The 21187-nt window shown below is 46.7% G+C and carries 21 protein-coding genes; 8 read left to right on the plus strand and 13 right to left on the minus strand.

The features are described 5' to 3' along the window. Window positions 1–98: 98 nt before the first annotated feature. Window positions 99–629 carry a DapH/DapD/GlmU-related protein gene (locus tag ACI39P_RS05165; protein ID WP_439719614.1) on the plus strand — a complete coding sequence of 177 codons (531 nt, stop codon included), beginning with the start codon at window positions 99–101 and terminating at the stop codon, window positions 627–629. 145 nt (window positions 630–774) lie between these two features. Beyond that, complete coding sequence (locus ACI39P_RS05170; protein WP_439719615.1) at window positions 775–945, plus strand: DUF362 domain-containing protein; 171 nt, start codon at window positions 775–777, stop codon at window positions 943–945. Window positions 946–1088: 143 nt separating this feature from the next. On the opposite strand, the gene ACI39P_RS05175 is transcribed toward ACI39P_RS05170, so the two are convergent. The 7 genes from ACI39P_RS05175 to ACI39P_RS05205 all read right to left on the minus strand — a co-directional run bounded on the left by ACI39P_RS05175 (window position 1089) and on the right by ACI39P_RS05205 (window position 7755). Next, entirely contained in the window at window positions 1089–1961 is an 873-nt protein-coding gene (locus ACI39P_RS05175) for an EamA family transporter (RefSeq protein WP_439719616.1), read from the minus strand. 12 nt (window positions 1962–1973) lie between these two features. Beyond that, window positions 1974–5639, minus strand: a complete 3666-nt coding sequence (addA, locus tag ACI39P_RS05180) for a helicase-exonuclease AddAB subunit AddA (RefSeq protein WP_439719617.1) — start codon at window positions 5637–5639, stop codon at window positions 1974–1976. Window positions 5640–5676: 37 nt separating this feature from the next. Then, window positions 5677–6249 carry a hypothetical protein gene (locus ACI39P_RS05185; protein ID WP_439719618.1) on the minus strand — a complete coding sequence of 191 codons (573 nt, stop codon included), beginning with the start codon at window positions 6247–6249 and terminating at the stop codon, window positions 5677–5679. 106 nt (window positions 6250–6355) lie between these two features. Further along, window positions 6356–6553 (minus strand): chorion class high-cysteine HCB protein 13, encoded by a 198-nt coding sequence (locus tag ACI39P_RS05190; RefSeq protein WP_439719619.1) that lies wholly within the window; start codon window positions 6551–6553, stop codon window positions 6356–6358. Window positions 6554–6646: 93 nt separating this feature from the next. Then, complete coding sequence (locus ACI39P_RS05195) at window positions 6647–6922, minus strand: hypothetical protein (protein ID WP_439719620.1); 276 nt, start codon at window positions 6920–6922, stop codon at window positions 6647–6649. 4 nt (window positions 6923–6926) lie between these two features. Further along, on the minus strand, window positions 6927–7391 hold the full coding sequence (nrdR, locus tag ACI39P_RS05200) for a transcriptional regulator NrdR (protein WP_439719621.1): 465 nt from the start codon (window positions 7389–7391) through the stop codon (window positions 6927–6929). Between the two features lie 94 nt (window positions 7392–7485). Continuing rightward, the gene (locus ACI39P_RS05205) at window positions 7486–7755 is read right to left on the minus strand and encodes a YlmC/YmxH family sporulation protein (RefSeq protein WP_439719622.1); all 270 of its coding nucleotides are present in this window, start codon (window positions 7753–7755) and stop codon (window positions 7486–7488) included. A 249-nt stretch (window positions 7756–8004) separates the two neighbouring features. On the opposite strand from ACI39P_RS05205, the gene ACI39P_RS05210 reads away from it, so the two are divergent. Together ACI39P_RS05210 and nrdG are read left to right on the plus strand one after the other, a co-directional pair. After that, the gene (locus ACI39P_RS05210) at window positions 8005–10353 is read left to right on the plus strand and encodes an anaerobic ribonucleoside triphosphate reductase (protein WP_439719623.1); all 2349 of its coding nucleotides are present in this window, start codon (window positions 8005–8007) and stop codon (window positions 10351–10353) included. Between the two features lies 1 nt (window position 10354). Further along, window positions 10355–10864 (plus strand): anaerobic ribonucleoside-triphosphate reductase activating protein, encoded by a 510-nt coding sequence (gene nrdG / locus ACI39P_RS05215; RefSeq protein WP_439719624.1) that lies wholly within the window; start codon window positions 10355–10357, stop codon window positions 10862–10864. A gap of 136 nt (window positions 10865–11000) precedes the next feature. On the opposite strand, the gene ACI39P_RS05220 is transcribed toward nrdG, so the two are convergent. Further along, complete coding sequence (locus ACI39P_RS05220; protein ID WP_439719625.1) at window positions 11001–11372, minus strand: hypothetical protein; 372 nt, start codon at window positions 11370–11372, stop codon at window positions 11001–11003. Then, entirely contained in the window at window positions 11372–11917 is a 546-nt protein-coding gene (locus tag ACI39P_RS05225) for a hypothetical protein (protein ID WP_439719626.1), read from the minus strand. Before ACI39P_RS05225 ends, ACI39P_RS05220 begins: the two co-directional genes overlap by 1 nt. Window positions 11918–12711: 794 nt before the next feature. On the opposite strand from ACI39P_RS05225, the gene ACI39P_RS05230 reads away from it, so the two are divergent. Both ACI39P_RS05230 and ACI39P_RS05235 read left to right on the plus strand, forming a co-directional pair. Further along, window positions 12712–13410: a response regulator gene (locus tag ACI39P_RS05230; RefSeq protein WP_439719627.1), complete on the plus strand. Its 699-nt coding sequence runs from the start codon at window positions 12712–12714 to the stop codon at window positions 13408–13410. Next, the gene (locus ACI39P_RS05235) at window positions 13407–15416 is read left to right on the plus strand and encodes a histidine kinase dimerization/phospho-acceptor domain-containing protein (RefSeq protein WP_439719628.1); all 2010 of its coding nucleotides are present in this window, start codon (window positions 13407–13409) and stop codon (window positions 15414–15416) included. The genes ACI39P_RS05230 and ACI39P_RS05235 overlap by 4 nt, the downstream gene beginning before the upstream one ends. Window positions 15417–15556: 140 nt before the next feature. On the opposite strand, the gene ACI39P_RS05240 is transcribed toward ACI39P_RS05235, so the two are convergent. After that, window positions 15557–16045: a TrmH family RNA methyltransferase gene (locus tag ACI39P_RS05240; protein ID WP_439719629.1), complete on the minus strand. Its 489-nt coding sequence runs from the start codon at window positions 16043–16045 to the stop codon at window positions 15557–15559. A gap of 246 nt (window positions 16046–16291) precedes the next feature. Here ACI39P_RS05240 and ACI39P_RS05245 point away from each other — a divergent pair, with 246 nt between their 5' ends. Then, entirely contained in the window at window positions 16292–16705 is a 414-nt protein-coding gene (locus tag ACI39P_RS05245; protein ID WP_439719630.1) for a transcriptional repressor, read from the plus strand. A gap of 144 nt (window positions 16706–16849) precedes the next feature. On the opposite strand, the gene ACI39P_RS05250 is transcribed toward ACI39P_RS05245, so the two are convergent. The 3 genes from ACI39P_RS05250 to ACI39P_RS05260 all read right to left on the minus strand — a co-directional run bounded on the left by ACI39P_RS05250 (window position 16850) and on the right by ACI39P_RS05260 (window position 19517). After that, entirely contained in the window at window positions 16850–18088 is a 1239-nt protein-coding gene (locus ACI39P_RS05250) for an aspartate kinase (RefSeq protein WP_439719631.1), read from the minus strand. A 15-nt stretch (window positions 18089–18103) separates the two neighbouring features. Further along, entirely contained in the window at window positions 18104–19006 is a 903-nt protein-coding gene (gene thrB, locus ACI39P_RS05255; RefSeq protein ID WP_439719632.1) for a homoserine kinase, read from the minus strand. 67 nt (window positions 19007–19073) lie between these two features. Further along, entirely contained in the window at window positions 19074–19517 is a 444-nt protein-coding gene (locus ACI39P_RS05260; protein WP_439719633.1) for an ACT domain-containing protein, read from the minus strand. A 283-nt stretch (window positions 19518–19800) separates the two neighbouring features. Between ACI39P_RS05260 and ACI39P_RS05265 the strand changes: the two genes are divergently transcribed. Continuing rightward, window positions 19801–21187, plus strand: a 1387-nt coding sequence (locus ACI39P_RS05265; RefSeq protein WP_439719634.1) for a hypothetical protein, incomplete at its 3' end; no start/stop codon positions are given.

The following is a 21187-nucleotide window of genomic DNA, read 5'->3' on the forward strand; positions in this document are numbered from 1 at the left end:
TCTTGTCAAGAATCATCTTTCCGGATATGATAGGCATAGAAGAAATTCCAGCAAAATTGCAGTATAAATGAGATTCTTTTTCAGAAAGGAGTATTCCCATGATCCGCAAATATAAAAACCTCATTCCAAAAGTGCCTGAAAGCTGCTTTATTTTTCCCACAGCAGAAATCATCGGCAGCGTGGAATTGGGTGAAGATGTCATCATCTATCCCGGCACAGTGGTGCGGGCGGGCTATGGCAAAATCACCATCGGCGATCGAACCAACCTGCAGGAAAACACTACCTTCCACGTAGAATGCGGGTTTGATATCCATGTTGGCTCCGGCGTGACCATCGGGCATAATGCTATCATCCATGGCTGCACCATCGAGGATAATGTTCTCATCGGCATGGGCGCCATCATACAGGAAGGGGCCGTCATCGAAGAAAACTGCTTCATTGGGGCAGGGGCGGTGGTCAAAAGAGGCATGCGGATTCCCAAGGGCCACATGGCCTACGGCATTCCCGCCCGCATCGTTCGCCCCATCACCCAGGCAGAATATGATGAAATCCGCGTTTCCACGGCAGAATATCAGGAATATAAGGAAGAATACCAAAGACAGGAACGGGAAAATGATAAATTAATGTGATTTGAGAAAAATACACCTTTTACATAAAAAAACAGGATTTTACTCTTTTTGATGTTTTTTTCTCATAAAAATAAGAATTACACCTTGCAAAATACATGGTTCTGATATAAAATAGGCATGTAGAAAGAAGAAGGAGGTGTTTCCAATGGCTCATAAAATCGGTCCCGAATGCATCGGTTGTGGCGCTTGCGCAGGCGGCTGCCCTACAGGTTGCATCGTTGAAGCAGGCGGCGTTTACGAAATCAAAGCTGCAGAATGCATCGACTGTGGCGCTTGTGAAGGTAACTGCCCTACAGGTGCTATCAAAGCTGAATAATTCTTACTTAAACGAAAAAGTGAGCCATTCCAATGGCCCACTTTTTTACGTTGTAGCAAAAAATATTTTCTCTATTTTAAAATCGCCTAAAAAACCAGAAGCCCCATCCACATTTGCGGAGCAGGCTTCTTTTTTTCATGGATTCATTTTCTGCTTCCCTGCCGGTTCATCAGCACCACGGAAGAAAGTACCAGTACGATACCGGCAATTTTCAGAAAAGATGCGCTTTCATGGAACACAACGATACCCAAAACCGCCGCCACCACCGGCTCAATGGTGGCTGTAACGGATGCCTGACTGGCAGGCAGCCCTCTGAGCCCTTTTGTATAGCAAAGATAAGGCACTACCGTCGTCAGCAGGGCAAAGGAAATGGCCAAAGGCCACTGCCCCATGGCTGTAATCTGCCGCACAACTGTCACAGGCTCTACGCAGAAAAGCATAAATACCGTTGCCAGCAGGAAGGTATAAAAAGAGATGCACAAAGAACCATAGCCCTCCTTGATGGCATAGGTACCAAAAACACTGTACAGAGCATAGCCGATGCCGGAGCCCAGCCCAATGAGGATGCCCTGCCAGGTAAAGGCAGCGCTGCCCTCCAATAGCCCCGTCACCAGCACGCAGCCAAGGAAGGTCATCCCCAGCACAACACCTTTGATCTTCGTCATTTTTTCATGGAACAGCAAAATCGAAAACAGCATCACGAAGGTGGGCGCCGTATACAGCAGCACCGCCGCAACCCCCAGGCTGGTCAGATTGATGGCTTTCATATAAGCCCAACTGAAAAAGGTGAAACTGCAAATGCCTGTGCCGACGAAATAGCGGATATGCTTCCAATTTTTCAACTTCAGCTGGTTTCTGTCTTTCAAAAATGTAATGAGAAACAGCAATGCTGTGGCCAATGCGCCTTTCACGAACAGCATCTGCATTTCTGTAAAACCCAAGGTATTGATCGCCTTTGTAAAGACACCGATGAGCCCCCAGCTGATTCCCGCGATCAAGACCAAAATATATGACATCTTTTCCACCTCTTACTTCAACAAAATCGCCCTGCCCATGGCAAAGGAATAAAGATATGTCTCCTTCACCGGCAGCCCCAAAGCCCGCTCCAGTGCAGTGCGATACAATTCCAACTGGATATGGTATCGTCCCTTCAACTCCTCTTCATCATAGACTCTGTCGCTCTTATAGTCAAGCAGAACAATTTCGTTATTTTCGATGAAATAGCAGTCAATGATCCCATTGACCAAAATCTGATCTGTCACATTCTGATATTCCTCCCCAAAGAACAGTTCTTTAGGCTGCATCAAAAGGGAGAAGGTTCGTTCTGTTTCTATCTGATCTGCTTTTCGCAGCCGCTGCGCCAACGGGGAATGGAAGAACCGCAGCAGTTCCTTTTTCCGCAATGCTCCTGCCTCTTCCGCCGTCAGCCTGCCCTTCTGCACCAGTTCCGCCGCCAATGCCTCAATTTTTTCCCAATCGTATTCCTGCCTTAAGTCGGCTTCTTCCAAAAAGGTATGCATAGCCGTACCCAACTGAGCGCCGCGGACTGCCGTCTTTTCCTCCCAATTGGGCAATCTGATTTCCTTGGGCGTGGATGCCGCCACTTCCCCCGTCATTTCCTCCTGATATTTTCGCTTGATTTCCGAAATAGAAAGCTTTGCCGGCAGTTTTGTCTCCTTTCCATAGGGGTACTGCCAGCTGAGGATGCGGAAAACAGTTTTCTGCTGCTCTGTCATTTCCCTGGGGCTTTCCCAGCCGGCAAAGAAATTTTTCTGTTCCTCTGCCCGCTTTTGCTCCTGAGAAACGCCTTGCAAGGTTTCTTCCCGATTCCGCAGCTGCACCTTCCAAAGAGAAACTTCCTCTGTGAAAAGGAGAGGGTCTGTTTCCCCAAATGTATCTTCTGCCAGAAGTTCCTCTGCTGTCTCCGCCCCGGCAGGGTGCCGCAGGATTGCGGGCATCACCCAATCCAAATAGCTGCGAGCCCTGCGCAGGCGGGAAACAGGAAGGGGTTCCGTCCGGCAATCGGCAATATCATACCATTTCAAGAAGGCCTTTACAAAATCCTTCACTGTTCCCGTCAGAATGAGCTTTTCCTTGGCACGGGTCAGGGCAACATACAGCACACGGATTTCCTCCGCCAGGTTTTCCTCTTTGATAGCCTCCGCCAACGCCCGTTTCGCCAGGGTGCGGTAGACCACCCGTTTTTCAACATCTGTATAATCCATGCCGCAGCCCCATTTCTGGTGGAAGATGACAACACTGCGGGAATCCATTTCATTGAAATTCTTGCCCATATCGGAAACAAAGACTACAGGGAATTCCAGCCCCTTGCTCTTATGAATGGTCATCACATGAATGCGTTCTTCAGCCTCCGCGGGCAGCTTTGCGGCGGTCGTTTCCGCCTCTACCGTTTTCATATCCTCCACATAGCGGATGAAATAGAATAACCCCTTATGGCTGCCCTTTTCATACTGCTCCGCTTTTTCCAAAAGCAGCTGCAGATTGGCCTGCCGCAGGGCTCCCCCCGCCGTCATGCCTAAATAGTCATAATAGCCGGTCTCTCTGTAGAGCAGGCGCAAAAGTTCATGGAGAGACAAATCTCTCACCTGTCTGCGCCAGCTTTCCAAGTCGCCGAAAAAAGCAGCGAGTTTGCCTCGCAGTTCCTCGTTCTCCCCCTCCTGCAGATAGAGGTGCATGCAATCATAATAGGAACCCTTGCCGCCCCCCAAGCGCACCTGCATCAATTCATCGGCACTGAGCCCATAAATGGGAGAATGGAGGATGGAAAGAAGGGGGATATCCTGTCGGGGGTTATCGATCAGCCGCAGAAGATGGAGGATAGTCTCCACCTCCGGCATATCGAAATAGCCCTCGGCCGTCTCCGCATAATAGGGCATCCCTTCCCTGCCAAATACATCCTCCAGCACACTGCCCCAGTTTTTCATGGTTCTGAGCAAAATGGCAATATCCCCATAGCGCAGCAGGCGATATTCTCCCGTTTTTTTATCCAAAACCTGATAGCCGCTGTCCATCAATTCCCGAATACGGGCAGCAATGGCAGTGGCTTCCACCTGTCGTCTGTCCAACTCCTGCAATTCTTCCGGCAATTCGGAATCAGCCTGCTCCGCCGTTTCTATCAGCAGGATTTCATTGGCGCCGCCGTGGGGGCCTTCACAGGGCGGAAAAGGCGCACCCTCATAGAGAGCCGCTTCGGCATCATAATCGATATCCCCCAAATCCCGCTGCATGATCTGGCGGAAGATGAAATTCACCCCATCCAGTATATTTTTTCTGCTGCGGAAGTTTTTAGAAAGGATGATTTTCCGTTCCTTCCAGCCGGTGGTGGCAGGATACCGCTGATATTTGGCATTGAACAGCTCCGGCATAGCCTGACGGAAGCGATAGATGCTCTGCTTCACATCCCCAACCATGAATCGGTTGTTCTGCCCGATGGATTCTCCGGAAACCGCCGCCAGCACCAGTTCCTGCACGATATTGCTGTCCTGATATTCGTCGATCATGATTTCATCATACCGCTGGCGCAGTTCTGCCGCCGCCTCAGTCGGCGTGCCGTCTGCATTCAGCAGGACTTTCAGGGCAAAATGCTCGTAATCGTTGAAATCGATGATATTCTTTTCCCGTTTTGCTGCCCCAAAGGCATCCATAAACAGCTTTGTCAAATGGAAAAGACCTTTTGCGATGGGGTACAGCTTTTGCACCAGCTCCGCCTGATGCTCCGGGCTATAGGCAAAATAGACCTCCCCCAGTTTTTTGACGGTATCCTTGGCCTCATTCCGCAGGGCTTTGATGCGCTCTGCCCGTTCCTTTTCTTCCCCCCGATAAGCAGGCAGACGGGCAAAATCCACAGCCAGATAGAACAGCCGCCACTCGGCATAAGGTTTCTGCAAGGCCTCCTGTAAATTTTTCAGCATGGCCACTTCATTTTTCAGCAGCTTGTTATATCCGCCAAATTCCCCTTCATCTGCCATAAAATACGCCTTTTGCAGCTGATAAACAGCATATTCCAGAGAAGTTTCCATCCCCTGCCGAATCATAGGGAACCAGACGCAATCGTCCACAGTCTTTCCTTCTTCTAAGTAGAAGCTTTCCGTCATTTCCTCCAAAAGGGCTTCAGGATGGGGGCTGCCCTGGGCAAAGGTATAGGTATCCAAAACCAGTTCCCGCAAGGGGGTATCCTTGGTAGAGCCGGCAAAGGTTTCCAAAAGGTCAAAGAACCACTGATTCTGTTCCTCGGCATATAAATTTTCAAACAGCTCTTCCAGCACTTCCTTCTGCAGCAGCTTGATTTCCGCAGGGTCTGCCGTGCGAACGGCAGGGTCAATTTCCAAAATATGATAATATTCCTTGATGACCTGCAAGCAAAAGGCATGAATGGTCTTGATATCTGCCCGCGGCAAAAAAGCCATCTGCTTTTGCAGATGAAGGTTATTGGGATCTGTTTCCAGCTTTTTGGCAATAGCCGCGCCGATGCGCTGACGCATTTCCGAAGCTGCCGCCTTGGTGAAAGTCACCACCAGCAGGCGATCGATCTCCTGTTCTTCTTCAAGGATACGGGTGATGATCCGTTCCACCAGCACCGCCGTTTTGCCGCTGCCCGCCGCCGCGGCAATCAGCAGATCGCTGCCCCTTGCCTCGATGGCCTGTCTCTGTTGGTCTGTCCATTTATTTGCCATGCCTGTTCCTCCTTGCAGCCGGAATTTTGCAGCCGCTTTACTGGGCCCGCTTCAACCGGATATGAAAAGGCACATAGCCTGTAAAGGAGCCCATAAAACTACTATAGGAATTATACCAGAAATTCCCGATAAATGCGAAAGAAAAACCGGACAAGGCCCGATCGCCGAAGAGATACCTTGCCGTAGTCTTATGAAACAGTTCCTGAAAGCCGCTCTGATACAAATTTGCACATTGATGCAGCAGCTCTGCCAGCTTTTGTTCCATTTCTTCCAGCTCATAAATTTCTGTCAGCGCTGCTTTCATCTGCATCCAATCCAGTTCTTTTTTTCTGCGGCGGGTAATGCGAATGGTATGATGGATCGCCGCCAGCTTGAAAAAACGGCAGACCCCTTTTTCATCCAGCCTATCCAGGTTTTCCCGAAAATAATTGAAGGACAGGGGCGTCTCCAGGAAAATCTCATGGGCATCGGCGGCAGTGCTTTCCGCGCATTGGGCGTAAAAGGAGGATAAAAAAACATCTTTATAGGCATAAGCCCGCCCGGAAAGCCGTTCCCGCTCCGCCTCGATCCAGCAGCGTACCCGTGCTTCTTTTTTTCTTCTTTCTAACATAAAAAATCACCTCTCCTTCATTTTAAAAGAAGAGGTGCCCCCATTCCGAATTTCTTTCCGCAAAATAAGACAGGCTCCCGCAAAATACGGGAGCCCTCCTTACTCATTAGCAAGAACCGCAGTTGTTGCCAATCCGATTGTTGTTGTTGCCGCAGCAGCAGAACAGCAGGATCAGGATCCAGATCCAGGAGCAGTTGCCATCGCCCCACCAGTTGTTGTCGCAGCCGTCATTGTTGCCGCACAGGCACAGCAGGATGATGATCCAAATGATGCTACTTTCGTTACCACAACCAAATCCACACATAATAAAATACCTCCTTAAGATAAGAGAGTTTTTTGTTACAATCCTATCCTATGAGGTATTTTGTTGTTTCTTGCCTGTCTCAAAAAAATCTTTTTACTTCGGCAATATCAGGTCGTTCACGGTGATATCCACCGTAAAGCCGCCCATTTCATCGCTGATGCTCACCAATTTCAGGTTTTCCCCATCCAAAAAATGCAGCACATGGGTCATCCCATTGGTTTCCCCCAGGGAAATCAAATCCTTTTCCTCCGCAATGCCGTAGAAAAATGCCTGCATGCCGCTTTTGCGGTATAAATCCATAATGCCGATTGCCGCGTCATAGCCGGCTTCGGTGCAGGTAAAGAGTGCTTTTGTTTTTTGTTCCGCCATAGGATCACCCCTGTTTCTTTTCACTCAGCAGCTTTTCCAGCTCATCAATAAAGGTATTGATATCTTTAAACTGACGATAGACAGAAGCAAAGCGCACATAGGCAACCTCATCCAGGTCTTTCAGTCTGTCCATGACCATATTGCCGATCTGCTTGCTCTCCACTTCCCTTTCGCCGCTGCCCATCAGGGTATTTTCGATATCATCCGCCAGATCCTGAATCTGCTGAGCCGTTACGGGGCGTTTGTTGCAGGATTTCATGACACCATTCATAATCTTGCTTTTATCGAAGATTTCTCTGGTGCCATCGCTTTTGATGACAGTAATGGGGATCATATCGATCCGTTCATAGGTTGTGAAGCGCTTGCCGCAGTTTTCGCAGACACGGCGGCGGCGGATAACAGAATTATCATCCTGTCCCCGGGAATCGATGACTTTTGTATCATTATGATTGCAAAAAGGACATTTCAAGGCGGATTCCTCCCTCAAGTTTACATAGTTATGTTATTTCCAGTATAAAGGAGAAACGCCGCCAGGTCAACACCTCAGCCACTATATCTGGTATTTAATCCTCATCGCTGCGAAGGATATCATCCCCATCCACTTCCACCAGTATGATATCGTCCCCGATGCGGCGGATACAGCGCCACGGGACAAAAAATGCCCGTTCCTTTCCAAAAAAATTCCACTTTCCCCCATCCTCCGGAATGACAAGGGTACAGATTTTTCCCGTCACAATATCCAGTTCCAGATCGCAGACGCACCCCAGCCGTTTTCCATCACAAATATTGATGACCTCTTTTTCCTGCAGGCAGGAAAATCTCTCCCATTTCATATTTTTCTCTCCTTTTTCGGTAAATCTTTTTCTATTTTATGCGAAAAAAGGCTGTCCCTGCGCAATATTTGGTCATTCTGATAAAATTCATCTTTTTGCCCTGTTCCCCTTGACGCTGTCCTGAATATGAAATACAATATATATGTTCATTATTTTAACAGAAAACTAGATATTGTGTTTTTTATTTCAAACAAAAATCTGCGAAAGATCGGGACATTGCAAGGGAAAACAAGGAAAGAGGGAAGGAAAATGATCACAACTATCACCAAAAGAGACGGACGTACCGTTCATTTTGATATCAACAAGATTGCCAGTGCCATGGAAAAGGCCTTCGAAGCGACCGTAGGCAAAAAAGAGTATGCCATCTGCCTGAATCTGGCTCAGGAGGTTTCCAATAAATTTGAAGCGGAAGGCATTACCTCTCCTACCGTCGAACAGATTCAGGACAGCGTAGAACGGGTTCTCATCGACCACGGCTATGTGCGCACAGCAAAGGCCTATATCCTGTATCGGGCAGAACGCACCAGGGTGCGGAATATGAACGACCGCCTGATGAAAACTTTCCAGGATATCACCTACAAAGACGCTACAGACAGTGATATCAAACGGGAAAATGCCAACATCGACGGCAACACTGCTATGGGTTCCATGCTGAAATACGGCTCCGAAGGCGCAAAGCATTTTTACGAAAGCTATGTGCTGAACCCTGCCCATTCTGAAGCCCACAGAAACGGCGATATCCATATCCACGATCTGGATTTCTATACTCTGACCACCACCTGCTGTCAGATTGACCTGCTGAAGCTGTTCAAAGACGGCTTTTCCACAGGTCATGGCGTTCTGCGGGAACCCAACGATATCGCCAGCTATGCCTCTTTGGCCTGCATTGCCATCCAGTCCAACCAGAATGACCAGCACGGCGGTCAGTCCATTGCCAATTTTGATTACGGTCTGGCTCCCGGTGTAGCAAAAACATACAAAAAACGGTATCGTTCCATCATGGCTTCCCTCATCGAAGTCATGGACAGCGTGGAACATGCAGAAAAAGCAAAAGAAGTTTTTAAAGTTCTGGCGGAACAGAATCTGGTTCCTACACTGGATCAAAATGATGCTTATTTAGAAGCAGAAAAGGCTCTGCTGCTGGAAGCCGGTGTCCCTGCTGATACTTTAGAAAAAATCCAGGCCTTCTCCGCAAAGAAAGCAACAGAAGAAACGGACAAAGCAACTTATCAGGCTATGGAAGCCCTGCTGCACAACCTGAATACCATGCACAGCCGTGCCGGCGCCCAGACACCTTTCTCCTCTATCAATTACGGGATGGATACTTCCACTGAAGGCCGCATGGTCATGAAAAATATGCTGCTGGTAACAGAAGCCGGTCTGGGCAATGGCGAAACAGCCATCTTCCCCATCCAAATCTTCCGTGTAAAAGATGGTATCAACTTCAACCCCGGTGAACCCAACTATGACCTGTTCAAGCTGGCCTGCCGTGTCAGCGCCAAGAGATTGTTCCCCAACTTCTCTTTCCAGGATGCTCCCTTCAACCTGAAATACTATAAAGAAGGCCACCCTGAAACAGAGATTGCCTACATGGGCTGCCGTACCCGTGTCATTGGGAATGTACACGACCCTGAACGGGAAATCACCTTGGGCAGAGGCAATCTGAGCTTCACCAGCATCAACCTGCCCCGTATCGCCATTTTGGCAAATAAAAATATTGACTGGTTCTTTACCGAACTGGACAGAAAGATCGATTTGGTCGTAGAGCAGCTGTTGGAACGCTTCGAAATTCAGGCAAAGAAAAAAGTCCACAATTATCCTTTCCTGATGGGCGAAGGCGTTTGGATCGACAGTGAAAAGCTGAATTATGATGATGAAGTGCGGGAAGTGCTGAAACACGGCACCCTCTCCGTTGGCTTTATCGGCCTGGCGGAAGCTTTGAAGGCTCTGGTCGGCATGCACCACGGCGAAAGCGAAGTAGCCCAGAATCTGGGTCTGGATATCATCAGCCACATGCGGAAACGCATGGACGACCTGTCCCAGAAAACCCATATGAACTTCACCCTGCTGGCAACGCCTGCAGAAGGTCTTTCCGGCCGTTTCGTCCGCATGGACAGAGAACGCTTCGGCTCCATCGAAGGGGTTACCGACAGAGAATATTATACCAACAGCTTCCATATTCCTGTATACTACCCCATCAGCGCCTATAAAAAGATTCAGCTGGAAGCCCCTTACCATGAACTGACCAATGCGGGTCATATCACCTATATCGAACTGGACGGTGACCCCAGCACCAACTTGGATGCCTTTGAAAAAGTCATCCGCTATATGAAATCTCAGGGCATTGGCTACGGTTCTATCAACCATCCCGTTGACCGTGACCCTATCTGTGGCTTCAACGGCATCATCGGCGACACCTGCCCCAAATGCGGCAGAAAAGAAACGGAAGGCGACGTTGGCTTCCAGCGCATCCGCCGCATCACCGGTTATCTGGTAGGTACACTGGATCGTTTCAACAACGCAAAACGGGCAGAAGTGCGGGACAGAGTGAAACATTCCATCGTAACAGAAGTAAAATTAGAAGCAAAGGAACAGTAATATGCGTATCAGTCTCAGCGGCGTGACCGGGGATTCCATCGTGGATGGCCCCGGGATTCGCCTGACTATATTTACCCAAGGCTGCCCTCACCATTGCCCCGGCTGCCATAATCCCCAGACCCACGACCCCAACGGCGGTTCCTGGGGAGATACGGAGGATATTCTGGCGGCAGCAGCGGAAAACCCCCTGCTGGACGGCATCACCCTTTCCGGCGGCGATCCTTTTCTGCAGCCTGTCCCCTGTAGGGAGCTGGCAGAGGGCGCCCACAAATTAGGGCTGAATGTCTGGACCTATACCGGCTATACCTGGGAGGCCCTCTGGCAGGAAAATGACCCCGAAAAAATTGCTCTGCTGAAAGAAACCGACGTTTTGGTGGACGGGCCTTTCCTTCTGGCGGAACGCTCCTTGGAACTGCGGTATAAGGGCAGCAAAAACCAACGCACCATTGATGTGAAGAAATCTCTGGAAATAGGAGAAGTGGTGCTTTGGGAGGAAAATTTTAATTTTTAGACATAAACAAGAGACAAAGTCTAAAAAATAGCTTTGTCTCTTGTTGTCTATAACATATTTTACACTGGATGTTCGGATTTGTACAAAATTGAAATTCCTTCCTGAAACTAAGTACAAATTCGATATGATTAAATATCTACTTCCTTTTCATTTTAATTGTTCCATAATATTGACTAATAAGAAAATCTTTTCGTTGATTCACTGGTACTTTATTCAAAATATTACCATAATGATCTTGTCTAAACGGAATTTCTTTATTATTTAGATGCTCACTTTGCTTATTCGCTTTTGCTATAGATATACTAATTATTAAAAAAAATCCCTCTCTTTCCTCATCTTTATAAAAAATACTTTTTTGTGTTAAAATTTTATTTGCAACATAATTATAAAAATCTGGATAATCTAATTCGCTATATGTAATCCTATAGCTAATCACATCATTCTCATCAGTAAAAATCTCGCTTACAATATCTATTTGGTAATAACCATCGAATATTCCTTTCATCATCAATATACAAACGTTAAAAATGCACCTGAAGGAACATAAAATATTTCTTCTGCTCCATCAACTGCTGTGCCTGTAAGTATTGCTCGATAAAGATGCCCTTTTTTTAAGTTAAATTGATAAAGATCAACTTCATCAGCTAATTTTCCGGTACCCGCAACATAAAGATCTTCCCATCCTACTCTTTTTCCTGTATCCTCATCAAATATTTTCATTGCACCAGAGAAAGTATAAGGCAAGACAGTATCAGGTTTGACAGACCAAGTAATCATCGAAGCAGAACTCATGTAATTAATTGTAGAGATACCTCTTGATCCTGTAATTGTTTTATAGGGCTCAATTCCTACATCAATGTCTTGGTTTTCTTCAATTTGAATCATTTCAAATTCTGCATATAAATTAGTTTCTTCATCACGTACTGTTATAGGCTCCTCTTGTTCAAAGAAAATATCTCCTTTTTCTAAAATCTCATTCCCTTCAAAAGCAAATGCTGAAGCAGGAAATAAAAATGTTGCTAAAACCAAAAATATGAGCATTCTTTTTTTCATAAATCATACATCCTTTCAAATTACAAATAATTATTTACATGACTATTGCCTTATAGGCTAAACTATTTTAGAATACATATATCCCTGTATAAAGATAGATTTTTGTGTTAGCCGCACACTTTTCGTTCTTCTATGCAGGGTATTTCTTACCTCCTTTCTATTTTCTATTTTCATCTACTTCCCTCCTTTCGATTTGTTTATCTTTTCATTTAAATATATAAAACTGCCTTCACAGTTCATATAACATCACTCTTCCTCCCTCCTTCCCGTTTCTGCCCATAAAAATAAAACCCCTTTTCCTGTCTTTTTATGGAATCGCCGTCCCCCGGCGTTTTCCCCACAATCGCCCTAAGCAGAACATTCTGCTTTTTATCAGTCAAATTCCCCAATTTGTCTGACTTCATAGCAAACATAACATACCTTTCATCTCTTTTCAATAATTTTGTATATTTTTCATTGTATTATTTCTTGTACAAGCCATCTCTTTGTTCAAATTAGCCAAAAACAAGAGGCAATACAGTGCATCCTTAAGGCATTCTAAATTCTTTTACATTCCACGCCCCATCGGGATTTTCCCTTGCCAGAACAGCTGTCCAGCGATCCATACCTTCTTTCCCTTATGATTGTCATACTTTGTTTTTTCTCTCTTGCACCTACTTTTTTTCAGAAGAATATGATAAAATTCTTAAAAAAAAGAAAACACAACATCTTAAGGCAATCTTAAATATTTTCCTGCTAGTTTCTTAAAGCCAGTCAGGTAAAATAAAATCACAGCATGACGGAGGTGCAACACCATGTATAACATTTTGATCTGCGACGACGAAAAGGATATCGTATCCGCATTGTCCATCTATTTATCCACAGAAAACTACAACATCTTCACCGCATACACCGGGCAGGAAGCCCTGGATGTGGTAGCACAAAATGATATCCACCTGATCTTAATGGATATCATGATGCCCCAGATGGACGGCATCTCTGCCACGGCAAAGCTGCGGGAAACCTCCAATATCCCCATCATCCTGCTGACGGCAAAAAGCGAGGACAGTGACAAGATTCTGGGGCTGAATATCGGGGCGGATGATTATATCACCAAACCCTTCAACCCCATCGAAGTATTGGCACGGGTACGCTCCCAGCTGCGCCGTTATACTTCTTTGGGCGGCATGGCAAAAAAAGCCTCCCATCTGGTCATCGGTGGCATCGATTTGGATGATGAATCGAAAATTGTTACCGTAGACGGAGAAGTGGTAAACCTGACCCCCAGCGAATACAACATCCTGAAGCTGCTGATGGAAAACCCCGGCAGAGTATTTTCCTCCACCCAGATCTATGAAAAAATCTGGAATGAGGATGCCTATGGTTCCGGCAGCGTTGTGGCAGTACATATCCGTCATCTGAGAGAAAAAATCGAGATCAACCCTTCCGAACCCCGCTACCTGAAAGTAGTCTGGGGGCTGGGGTATAAGATCGAGAAGGAGGCGAAGGAATGACAAAACTCACCCACAATCTGGGTATGAAGGTATTTGCCTGTTTTCTGGTCATCCTCATGGGCTTTACGGCCCTCATCAGCGGACTGGGCATCGTCACTGCCGGGGAAAGCGGCTTTTACGGCAACCGCCCCCTTTCCTATGGGGAAACGCCCTATTGCCAAAGCACCACCTATGCCTATGCAGAGCAGGTGATGGATTGGCTCAATTCCAACATGAGCCTGAAGGAAATTGCAGAACAGTTCGATGCAGGCAGAACAAATTTCCGTTTCGAATTATTTTCCCCTAAAAACGAGCCAATCCTCTCCAATTTTGACAAAAGCCAATCGGCTGCGACCTATGTGGGGGAATATCGTTTTTCTCTGTACTATGATTATGGCAATGGTATATTGGTACAGGATGAGGACAACAGCATCTCTATCATCTATAATGCAGAAATAGCAACAGAGGAGGCTGTTGCCTACAGCGAACCCGTTCTGGCTACCATACGCTGCTATGTGGCAGACCCTTTGACGGTTTCCGATAATTATTGGATTAGCTATCGCCTGTATCAGTTCACCTATGATTTCCATTTCTGGCTGATTCCCATTTTGGCAGGCAGTGTGCTGCTCCTGATTGCAGGAATGATTTACCTGCTCTGCGCCGCTGGGCATCAGGTTGGGAAAGAAGAAATCGTCCCCAATCTGCTGGACAAAGTGCCGCTGGATTTATACTTAGGTATGATTTCTGTGCCCCTGCTATATGGGCTTTATATTGATGTCAACGGAAGAAGCATGATTTTCAATATCTATGAAATTCTGTTCGGAGTGGCATATATCTTCTTTCTTGGCATCCTGCTGCTGGCAACGATTTTAACCTGCGCCACTCGCCTGAAGCTGGGCAGATATTTCTATCAGAATACGATCACCTATAAAGTGCTGCATTTCGGCTGGAAGCTTTTTGCGGCAGTCTTTTCCACGGGGATGGATGCTCTGAAAGCCATTCCTGCCATGTGGAAGGTGGCTGTGGCCTGGCTGGTGATCTCCTCCGTCTATGTGGGCGGCGGCTTTGGTGCAATTCTGCTGAATCTTGCCTTGATGTTCGTTTTCTGCCTGATGGCCTCCCAAGCCCAAAAGCTGCAGGAAGGCGGCGAAGCATTGGCAAAGGGAAAATTGAATCACAAAATCGACACCAGAAAAATGTTTTCCATGTTCCGCAAACACGGGGATAACCTGAATAGCATTTCCAAAGGATTTTCCATTGCGCTGGAGCAAAAAATGAAAAGTGAACACCTGAAAACGGAGCTGATTACCAACGTTTCTCACGATATCAAAACCCCTCTGACTTCCATCATCAACTATGTGGATCTGCTGAAAAAAGAAGGGCTGGAAGGACAGGCGGCGGAATATATCGAGGTGTTGGACCGACAGTCCCACCGGCTGAAAAAGCTGACAGAGGATCTGGTAGAGGCATCGAAAGCATCCACCGGCAACCTGAAAGTCAACCTTGCCCCTACGGATATGGGGGAATTGGTGGCCCAGGCCGTGGCGGAATATGAAGAGCGGTTGGAAAAGGCAGATTTGAAAGTTGTGCTCAACGGCTTAGAATCTCCCACATTTGCCATGGTAGACGGCAATCTGACCTGGCGCGTGCTGAGCAACCTTTTGAGCAATGCCTGCAAATATTCCCAGACAGGCACAAGAGTTTATATCGATCTCAAAAAAGAAGCTGGTTCTGTAACTGTTTCTATGAAAAATATCTCCAAGGATGCCCTGAATATTCCCGCAGATGAGCTGATGGAACGCTTTGTCCGCGGCGATAGTTCCCGTCATACGGAAGGCAGCGGTCTGGGGCTGAATATCGCTCAGTCTCTGGTGGGCCTGCAGAAAGGGAAATTCTCTCTGGAAATTGAAGGCGATCTGTTCAAGGCTTATATGAAATTCCCGGCGACAGAACCCCCCGCTCCCCCTGCGGAGGAACCACCCGGGGAAGAACCCCTGGACGATGTGACCGAAGAACTAACTGAATAACCAAAAAAGAAAGGCTAAAACCAATCGGTTCTAGCCTTTTTCTTATTATGCCTTTCTTCTGCCAAATGCGCTGCATTTTGCAGCTCAGGGGCGAAGGGAATCATTCCCCTCGCAGGGTTCGGGACAAAATCCCGAGAAAATCACCATTTGTGATGGTGCAGCTGTCCTTCCATCAGCATACCGGGAAAGCCCTGCTGACGCATGGCCTCATAAATGATAATGGCAACGGAATTGGATAGATTCAAGCTCCGCGCCGCTTCCAGCATAGGGATACGGATGGTATTGGCTTCATTCGCCATCAGGATTTCCTCGGGAATGCCGGCGCTTTCTTTGCCGAACATGATATAATCATTTTCTTCATAAACCACATCTGTATAAACATGGCGTGCCTTGGTAGATGCCATCCAAATCCTGGCATCGGGATTTTTCTCACAGAAATCCTGAAAATTTTCATAATAGCGGATATCCAGCAGCTTCCAATAATCCAGCCCTGCCCGCTTCAAATATTTATCTTCTACGGAAAACCCCAAAGGCTTGATCAGATGCAGCACAGAATTTGTCACCGCACAGGTACGGGCGATGTTTCCTGCATTCTGGGGAATCTCCAGTTCCAGCAAAACGATATGCATACACGTTCTTCCTTTCTTTTCTAAATACAAACCATTGTAGCACAGGCATTTCTAAAAAACAACTGCACAAGTACCGCCGCCATCAGCCTATACAAAAATCTGAACAAAAGACATCCCGAGGATTCTGATTGGATTTTTAAAAATTTTAAAATTCCTTGTATTTTGGTATAAATTCCCATTGACGCAAATAAGAATCTGTATTATTATTAAATAACAATAATTATTCATTAAAGAGGGGTGTTGAAAATGAAAGAAATTGCCCAGACCCTGAGAGAAAAAGGTCTGAAAGTCACCCCACAGCGCATTGCCGTCTATAATATGCTCTGCAACAGCCACGAGCATCCCAATGCGGAAATGATATACAAAACGCTGGAACCAACCAATCCTACCATGAGCCTTGCCACCGTGTATAAAACACTGGATTTCTTCAAACAGCTGGGTTTGGTGCAGGAGCTGAATGTTGGCGAGCCCAGTTCCCGTTATGACGCTGTGGTTCAGTGTCATCCACACACCGTTTGTAAGGTATGCGGCCGGGTGGAAGACCTGCGTATAGAAGCACTGACAGAAGTAACCAGAAAACTGGTGCCGGATTTGGATTTTGATATAGAATGCGAACAGCTGATCCTATACGGTACCTGCGGAAAATGCCGCAAAAAATAAATACTCTAAAAAGGACATCGATACATCGTTGTCCTTTTTTATAAAAATACGGAGAGCACCTCAAATCCTTCGGATTTTCAGTGCATTTGCTCCGCAAAGGCAGAAAAAAAGACACTATCTTTTTCGATAGTGTCTTTCTGTTTCTTATTCGTTGCCGCCGCCTTTTCTCATATTTACGGAAGCCAGTTTAAATTTATCATGTACAGCTACCATAGCTGCGTCCACATCATCCTTTGCAATCAGAACTGTAATCTTGATTTCGGATGTAGAGATCATCTGAATGTTTACGCCAGCGTCATACATTGCTTCAAAGAACAGAGCCGCAACGCCGGGGTTTGTTGCCATACCTGCGCCAACGATGGAGAGCTTTGCTGTGTTTTCGTCGTGAATGATTTCCTGGGCTGTCAGGCGTTCTTTATTCTTTTCCAAAGCCTTCAGGGCAATATCCAAGTCATCTTCGCCAATGGTGAAGGAGATATTCTGTTTGCCGTCCTGCCCTGTAGACTGCAGGATGATATCTACGCTTACTTTTTCCTTCGCCATCAGAGAGAAAATCTCAAAGGCCTTTCCGGGTTCATCATTGATACCCATAATAGAAATACGAGAAACTTTTTTATCCGCTGCAACGCCGCTAACCAGCATTCTTTCCATCTTTACGTCCTCCTTAACTTCTGTACCTTCCGCTTCAGACATACTGGAACGTACAACCAGTTTCACATTGTATTTTTTCGCCACTTCCACGGAACGGCTGTGCAGTACCTTTGCGCCCAAAGATGCCAGCTCCAGCATTTCGTCATAGCTGATTTCATCCAGTTTGACTGCATCAGGCACCACACGGGGATCCGCTGTGTAAACGCCTTCAACGTCTGTGTAAATTTCGCAGATATCCGCATGCAGGGCTGCCGCCAATGCAACCGCAGAGGTATCGGAACCACCGCGGCCCAGTGTTGTGGTATCCCCAATCTGGTTCACACCCTGGAAGCCTGTTACCAGCACGATACTGCCTTCATCCAATTCGTTTTCAATACGCTCCGTATTGATCGTACGGATACGCGCATTGCTGTATGTATTTGTTGTTTCGATCCCCACCTGGGCAGCATTTAAAGAAATGGCTCTGCCGCCAATGGCACTGATCGCCATAGCCATCAGCGCAACAGACTGCTGTTCCCCTGTGGACAAGAGCATGTCCATTTCTCTGCGGCTGGGTTTCGGGTTGATCTCTTTTGCTTTTGCAATCAATCCATCTGTTGTTTTGCCCTGTGCAGACAACACAACCACTACGTCATTGCCTTCCATTCTTGTCCGCATGATGCGCTTCGCAACATTGAATACTCTCTCCGCATTTGCGACGGAACTACCGCCGTATTTCTGCACAATCAACATCGTTATTTCCTCCTGTTATTCTGTCTCAACTTTTACGCCTTCCATATCGGGCTGCAGCAAGGTCAATTCCCAATTATGCTCCAACTGGTGTAAATATTCAGACATTTTTCTTTCGAATTCCTCCGCTTTCTCTTTCGTAACCATTGCCATCAGGGTAGAACCCGCGCCGCTCAGATAGCTGGCAACCGCGCCAAATTCCTTCGCATGGGCAAAAATTTCATCCATACCGGGGATCAAAGAACTGCGGTAAGGTTGATGTACCCTGTCTTCCATGGCCATATCGAAATTCTCATATTTTCCTGCCATCATAGATGCGATCAGAAGCGCCGCACGGGATGCATTGAACACCACATCTGCCCGGGAATACGTATCGGGCAGGACACCTCTGGCCTTTTCTGTAGAAACGGGAAAATCAGGAACCATTATAGCAAAAATCAAATCATCAGGCAACTCCAAACGAACATGTTTCATTTCTTTTTCGTTCAAAGCACCAACGACCATGCTGCCGAAGATAGCAGGGTTGGAATTATCGGGGTGGCCTTCCAGCTTTGCTGCCATCTGTGCCAGTTCATCCCTGCCGCAGGGTCTGCCTGCCAGTTCATTGGCTGCAAAAAGGCCGCCGACGATGCAGGCTGCGCTGCTGCCCAGCCCCCTTACCATTGGGATATGATCCTCCTGAATGATATGCACACCGGGCATATTCAGCCCCTTCTGTTCATAGAAGTATTTCATCGTCTGATAAATGAGATTCGTTTCATCGGTGGGAACGGGAATCGCCTGTTTACGCTTCACTTCGATGGTCAGGCCGGTGGTCTGTTCTTCCACCCAAATGTGGTTGTATAACTGCACTGCGATGCCAATACTGTCAAAGCCGGGACCCATATTTGCGGATGTCGCCGGGATCTGGATATGAATCATGTTTCGTTCCCTCCTAATTTTACTATGAAAATGCTGCCGGCTTTCCTGCAGCCGGCCTTCCTTTCTGTTATTCTCTGGCGATGATCTGCAGGGACTGTACCCCTTGCAGGCTCTCGATCCTGTTCATCAGTCTGCCTAATTCGCCCTGCATCTCATTGGTTTCAATAGTGATGGTCACATTGGCGATCCCGTTGATGGGAATGGTCTGGTTGATGGTCAGAATATTTGCGCCTTCTGTGGCGATGCTGTTCAAAACAGAGGACAATAAGCCTCTGGTATGATCCAGATTCATGGAAATGGTCACTGTCTTTCCTCTTGTATTTTCATAAAGAGGATGCACCGCATCACGATATTTATAGAAAGCACTGCGGCTGATGCCGACACGATTTACCGCATCCTGTACGGTTTTTTCCTTTTTGCTTTCCAGCAGATTTTTTACATCCATGACTTTCAAAAAAATTTCAGGCAATACGCTTTTATCAACGATATAGAAATTCTTATCCTCTTTCATGGAATCCTTCCTCCTGTTTCTCTTTTAAAAACATTTGTTTTTGACATAAGGACTATATCACAAAATTTTTGCCTTGGCAAGTACAAAAAACAAAAAATGTCCTTCAGCCATGAATTTTTGTCATTGTTGAAAGAAAATCTTGTTTTTTCCTTTTATTTTTGTTGGTTTTTCCGCAAAAAGCAAGATTTTTTCCGCTTTTTGGTTTTAAAATCAGTGGTTTTCTGTTACAATAAATGAATTAGGCTTGCGGCGAAAGCCCGCAAACAAAAGGAGTTTTGATACTATGAAACAGGCAAGACCCGTGCAAGCGAAGCATGCGCCTCTTTTGGAGCTGTTTCTAAACGGATATGAAAACATGCGTCAAAAAATGGATGAACCCTGCCGCCGCCCTCTGCTGGATATTGCCCCTTTGGCCTTCGGTAAATGGCAGTATACCACATTGGCTTCGGAAACTATCCTTTCCCCTGCCAATATTCTGGCATTGGATCTGGAAAAAGACGCAGACAATCAAACAGAATATGCCTATGTGCTGGGGATAAAACCTGCCCAAGAGCAGCCCCCTGCAGAATATATCTCGGAATACAGCTTTGCATTGGTGGGCTACTCCACAGAAAGCCACCCCTTGGTGGACGACCTGCAAAGCCTTATCGCTTACTGTACGCCCGACCGCGCTACAGATGAAAGCGGATTGCTTCTGCCAGAGGAAACGGATGGGATTTTAAAACAGCTGAGCCTGCAGACAGATTTTTATCTGGAATATCTGACCCGGCTGGCATGGCTCCATGGCCTTTTGGTCCCCCTGCCTTCTATCCATACCCAAAGGGTGCAGCCTGCAGAAGAATGTTCATCTTTCTTTGCCCAAAAAACAGCAGATATTCTTTTTCAGCTGGGGGAAACCGCCTGCACACTTGCTTCGGAACGCTTTACCTGGGCCATGGATCTGGAAGAAGATATCGCTCCTCCGGATTTTTTCTATCACTTATTGGAAAGCCATAAAGAAGTAGACCGTATCTTCATTGATTTTTATCATAAAGTAGACGTAAATATTGAGGAAATCTGGAAAACCTCTCCTGAAAACCTGAATCCTGAGGAAAGATCCATCGTTTCTTCCTTTTTATTTACCGGCATCGTACTGGATAAGTGGTTTCTGACTCCCATGAGCCTGTTTTTCCACTTTATCCGCCCCATTGCCTTTACCCCCATCCGTTTCTTCTCTTTGGTAAACAACCTGGCGGCACTGGTATTGATGAAACATAACCTGGGAGCGGAATTATTTACTCCCCCTACCTATTATAGCCTGACCTCGCTGGGCAAAGCCCTTTTCGCCGATCCTGCCTCCAAAGAGATCGACCGGCAGAAAATGCCCCACGCCCTGCCCTATGAACAGCTCTTAGAAGCAGTCCTACAGGAAGCAGAGTTACGGGCCCGGGAAAGGATGTTTTTGATGGAAGTGGTTCCCGATGTGCTTTCCATCAAGATTTCCCATGCAAATGATGAAGACCTTTGGAAGGTGATCGAAGTGGGGCAGGATATGGATGTAAACCTGCTCTGCAGAGACCTTTGCGCCGCCTTCTGCATGGAAGAAGGAGCAGATTATCTGCTTTCTGTTCCCGATCAGAATGGGTTTCCTATGGAATATTCCGCGAAGGGCTCCAAGCGTTCCATCAATA

Origin of the sequence: Anaerotignum sp. (assembly GCF_051877975.1) — a bacterium.
GTDB lineage: Bacteria > Bacillota > Clostridia > Lachnospirales > Anaerotignaceae > Anaerotignum_A.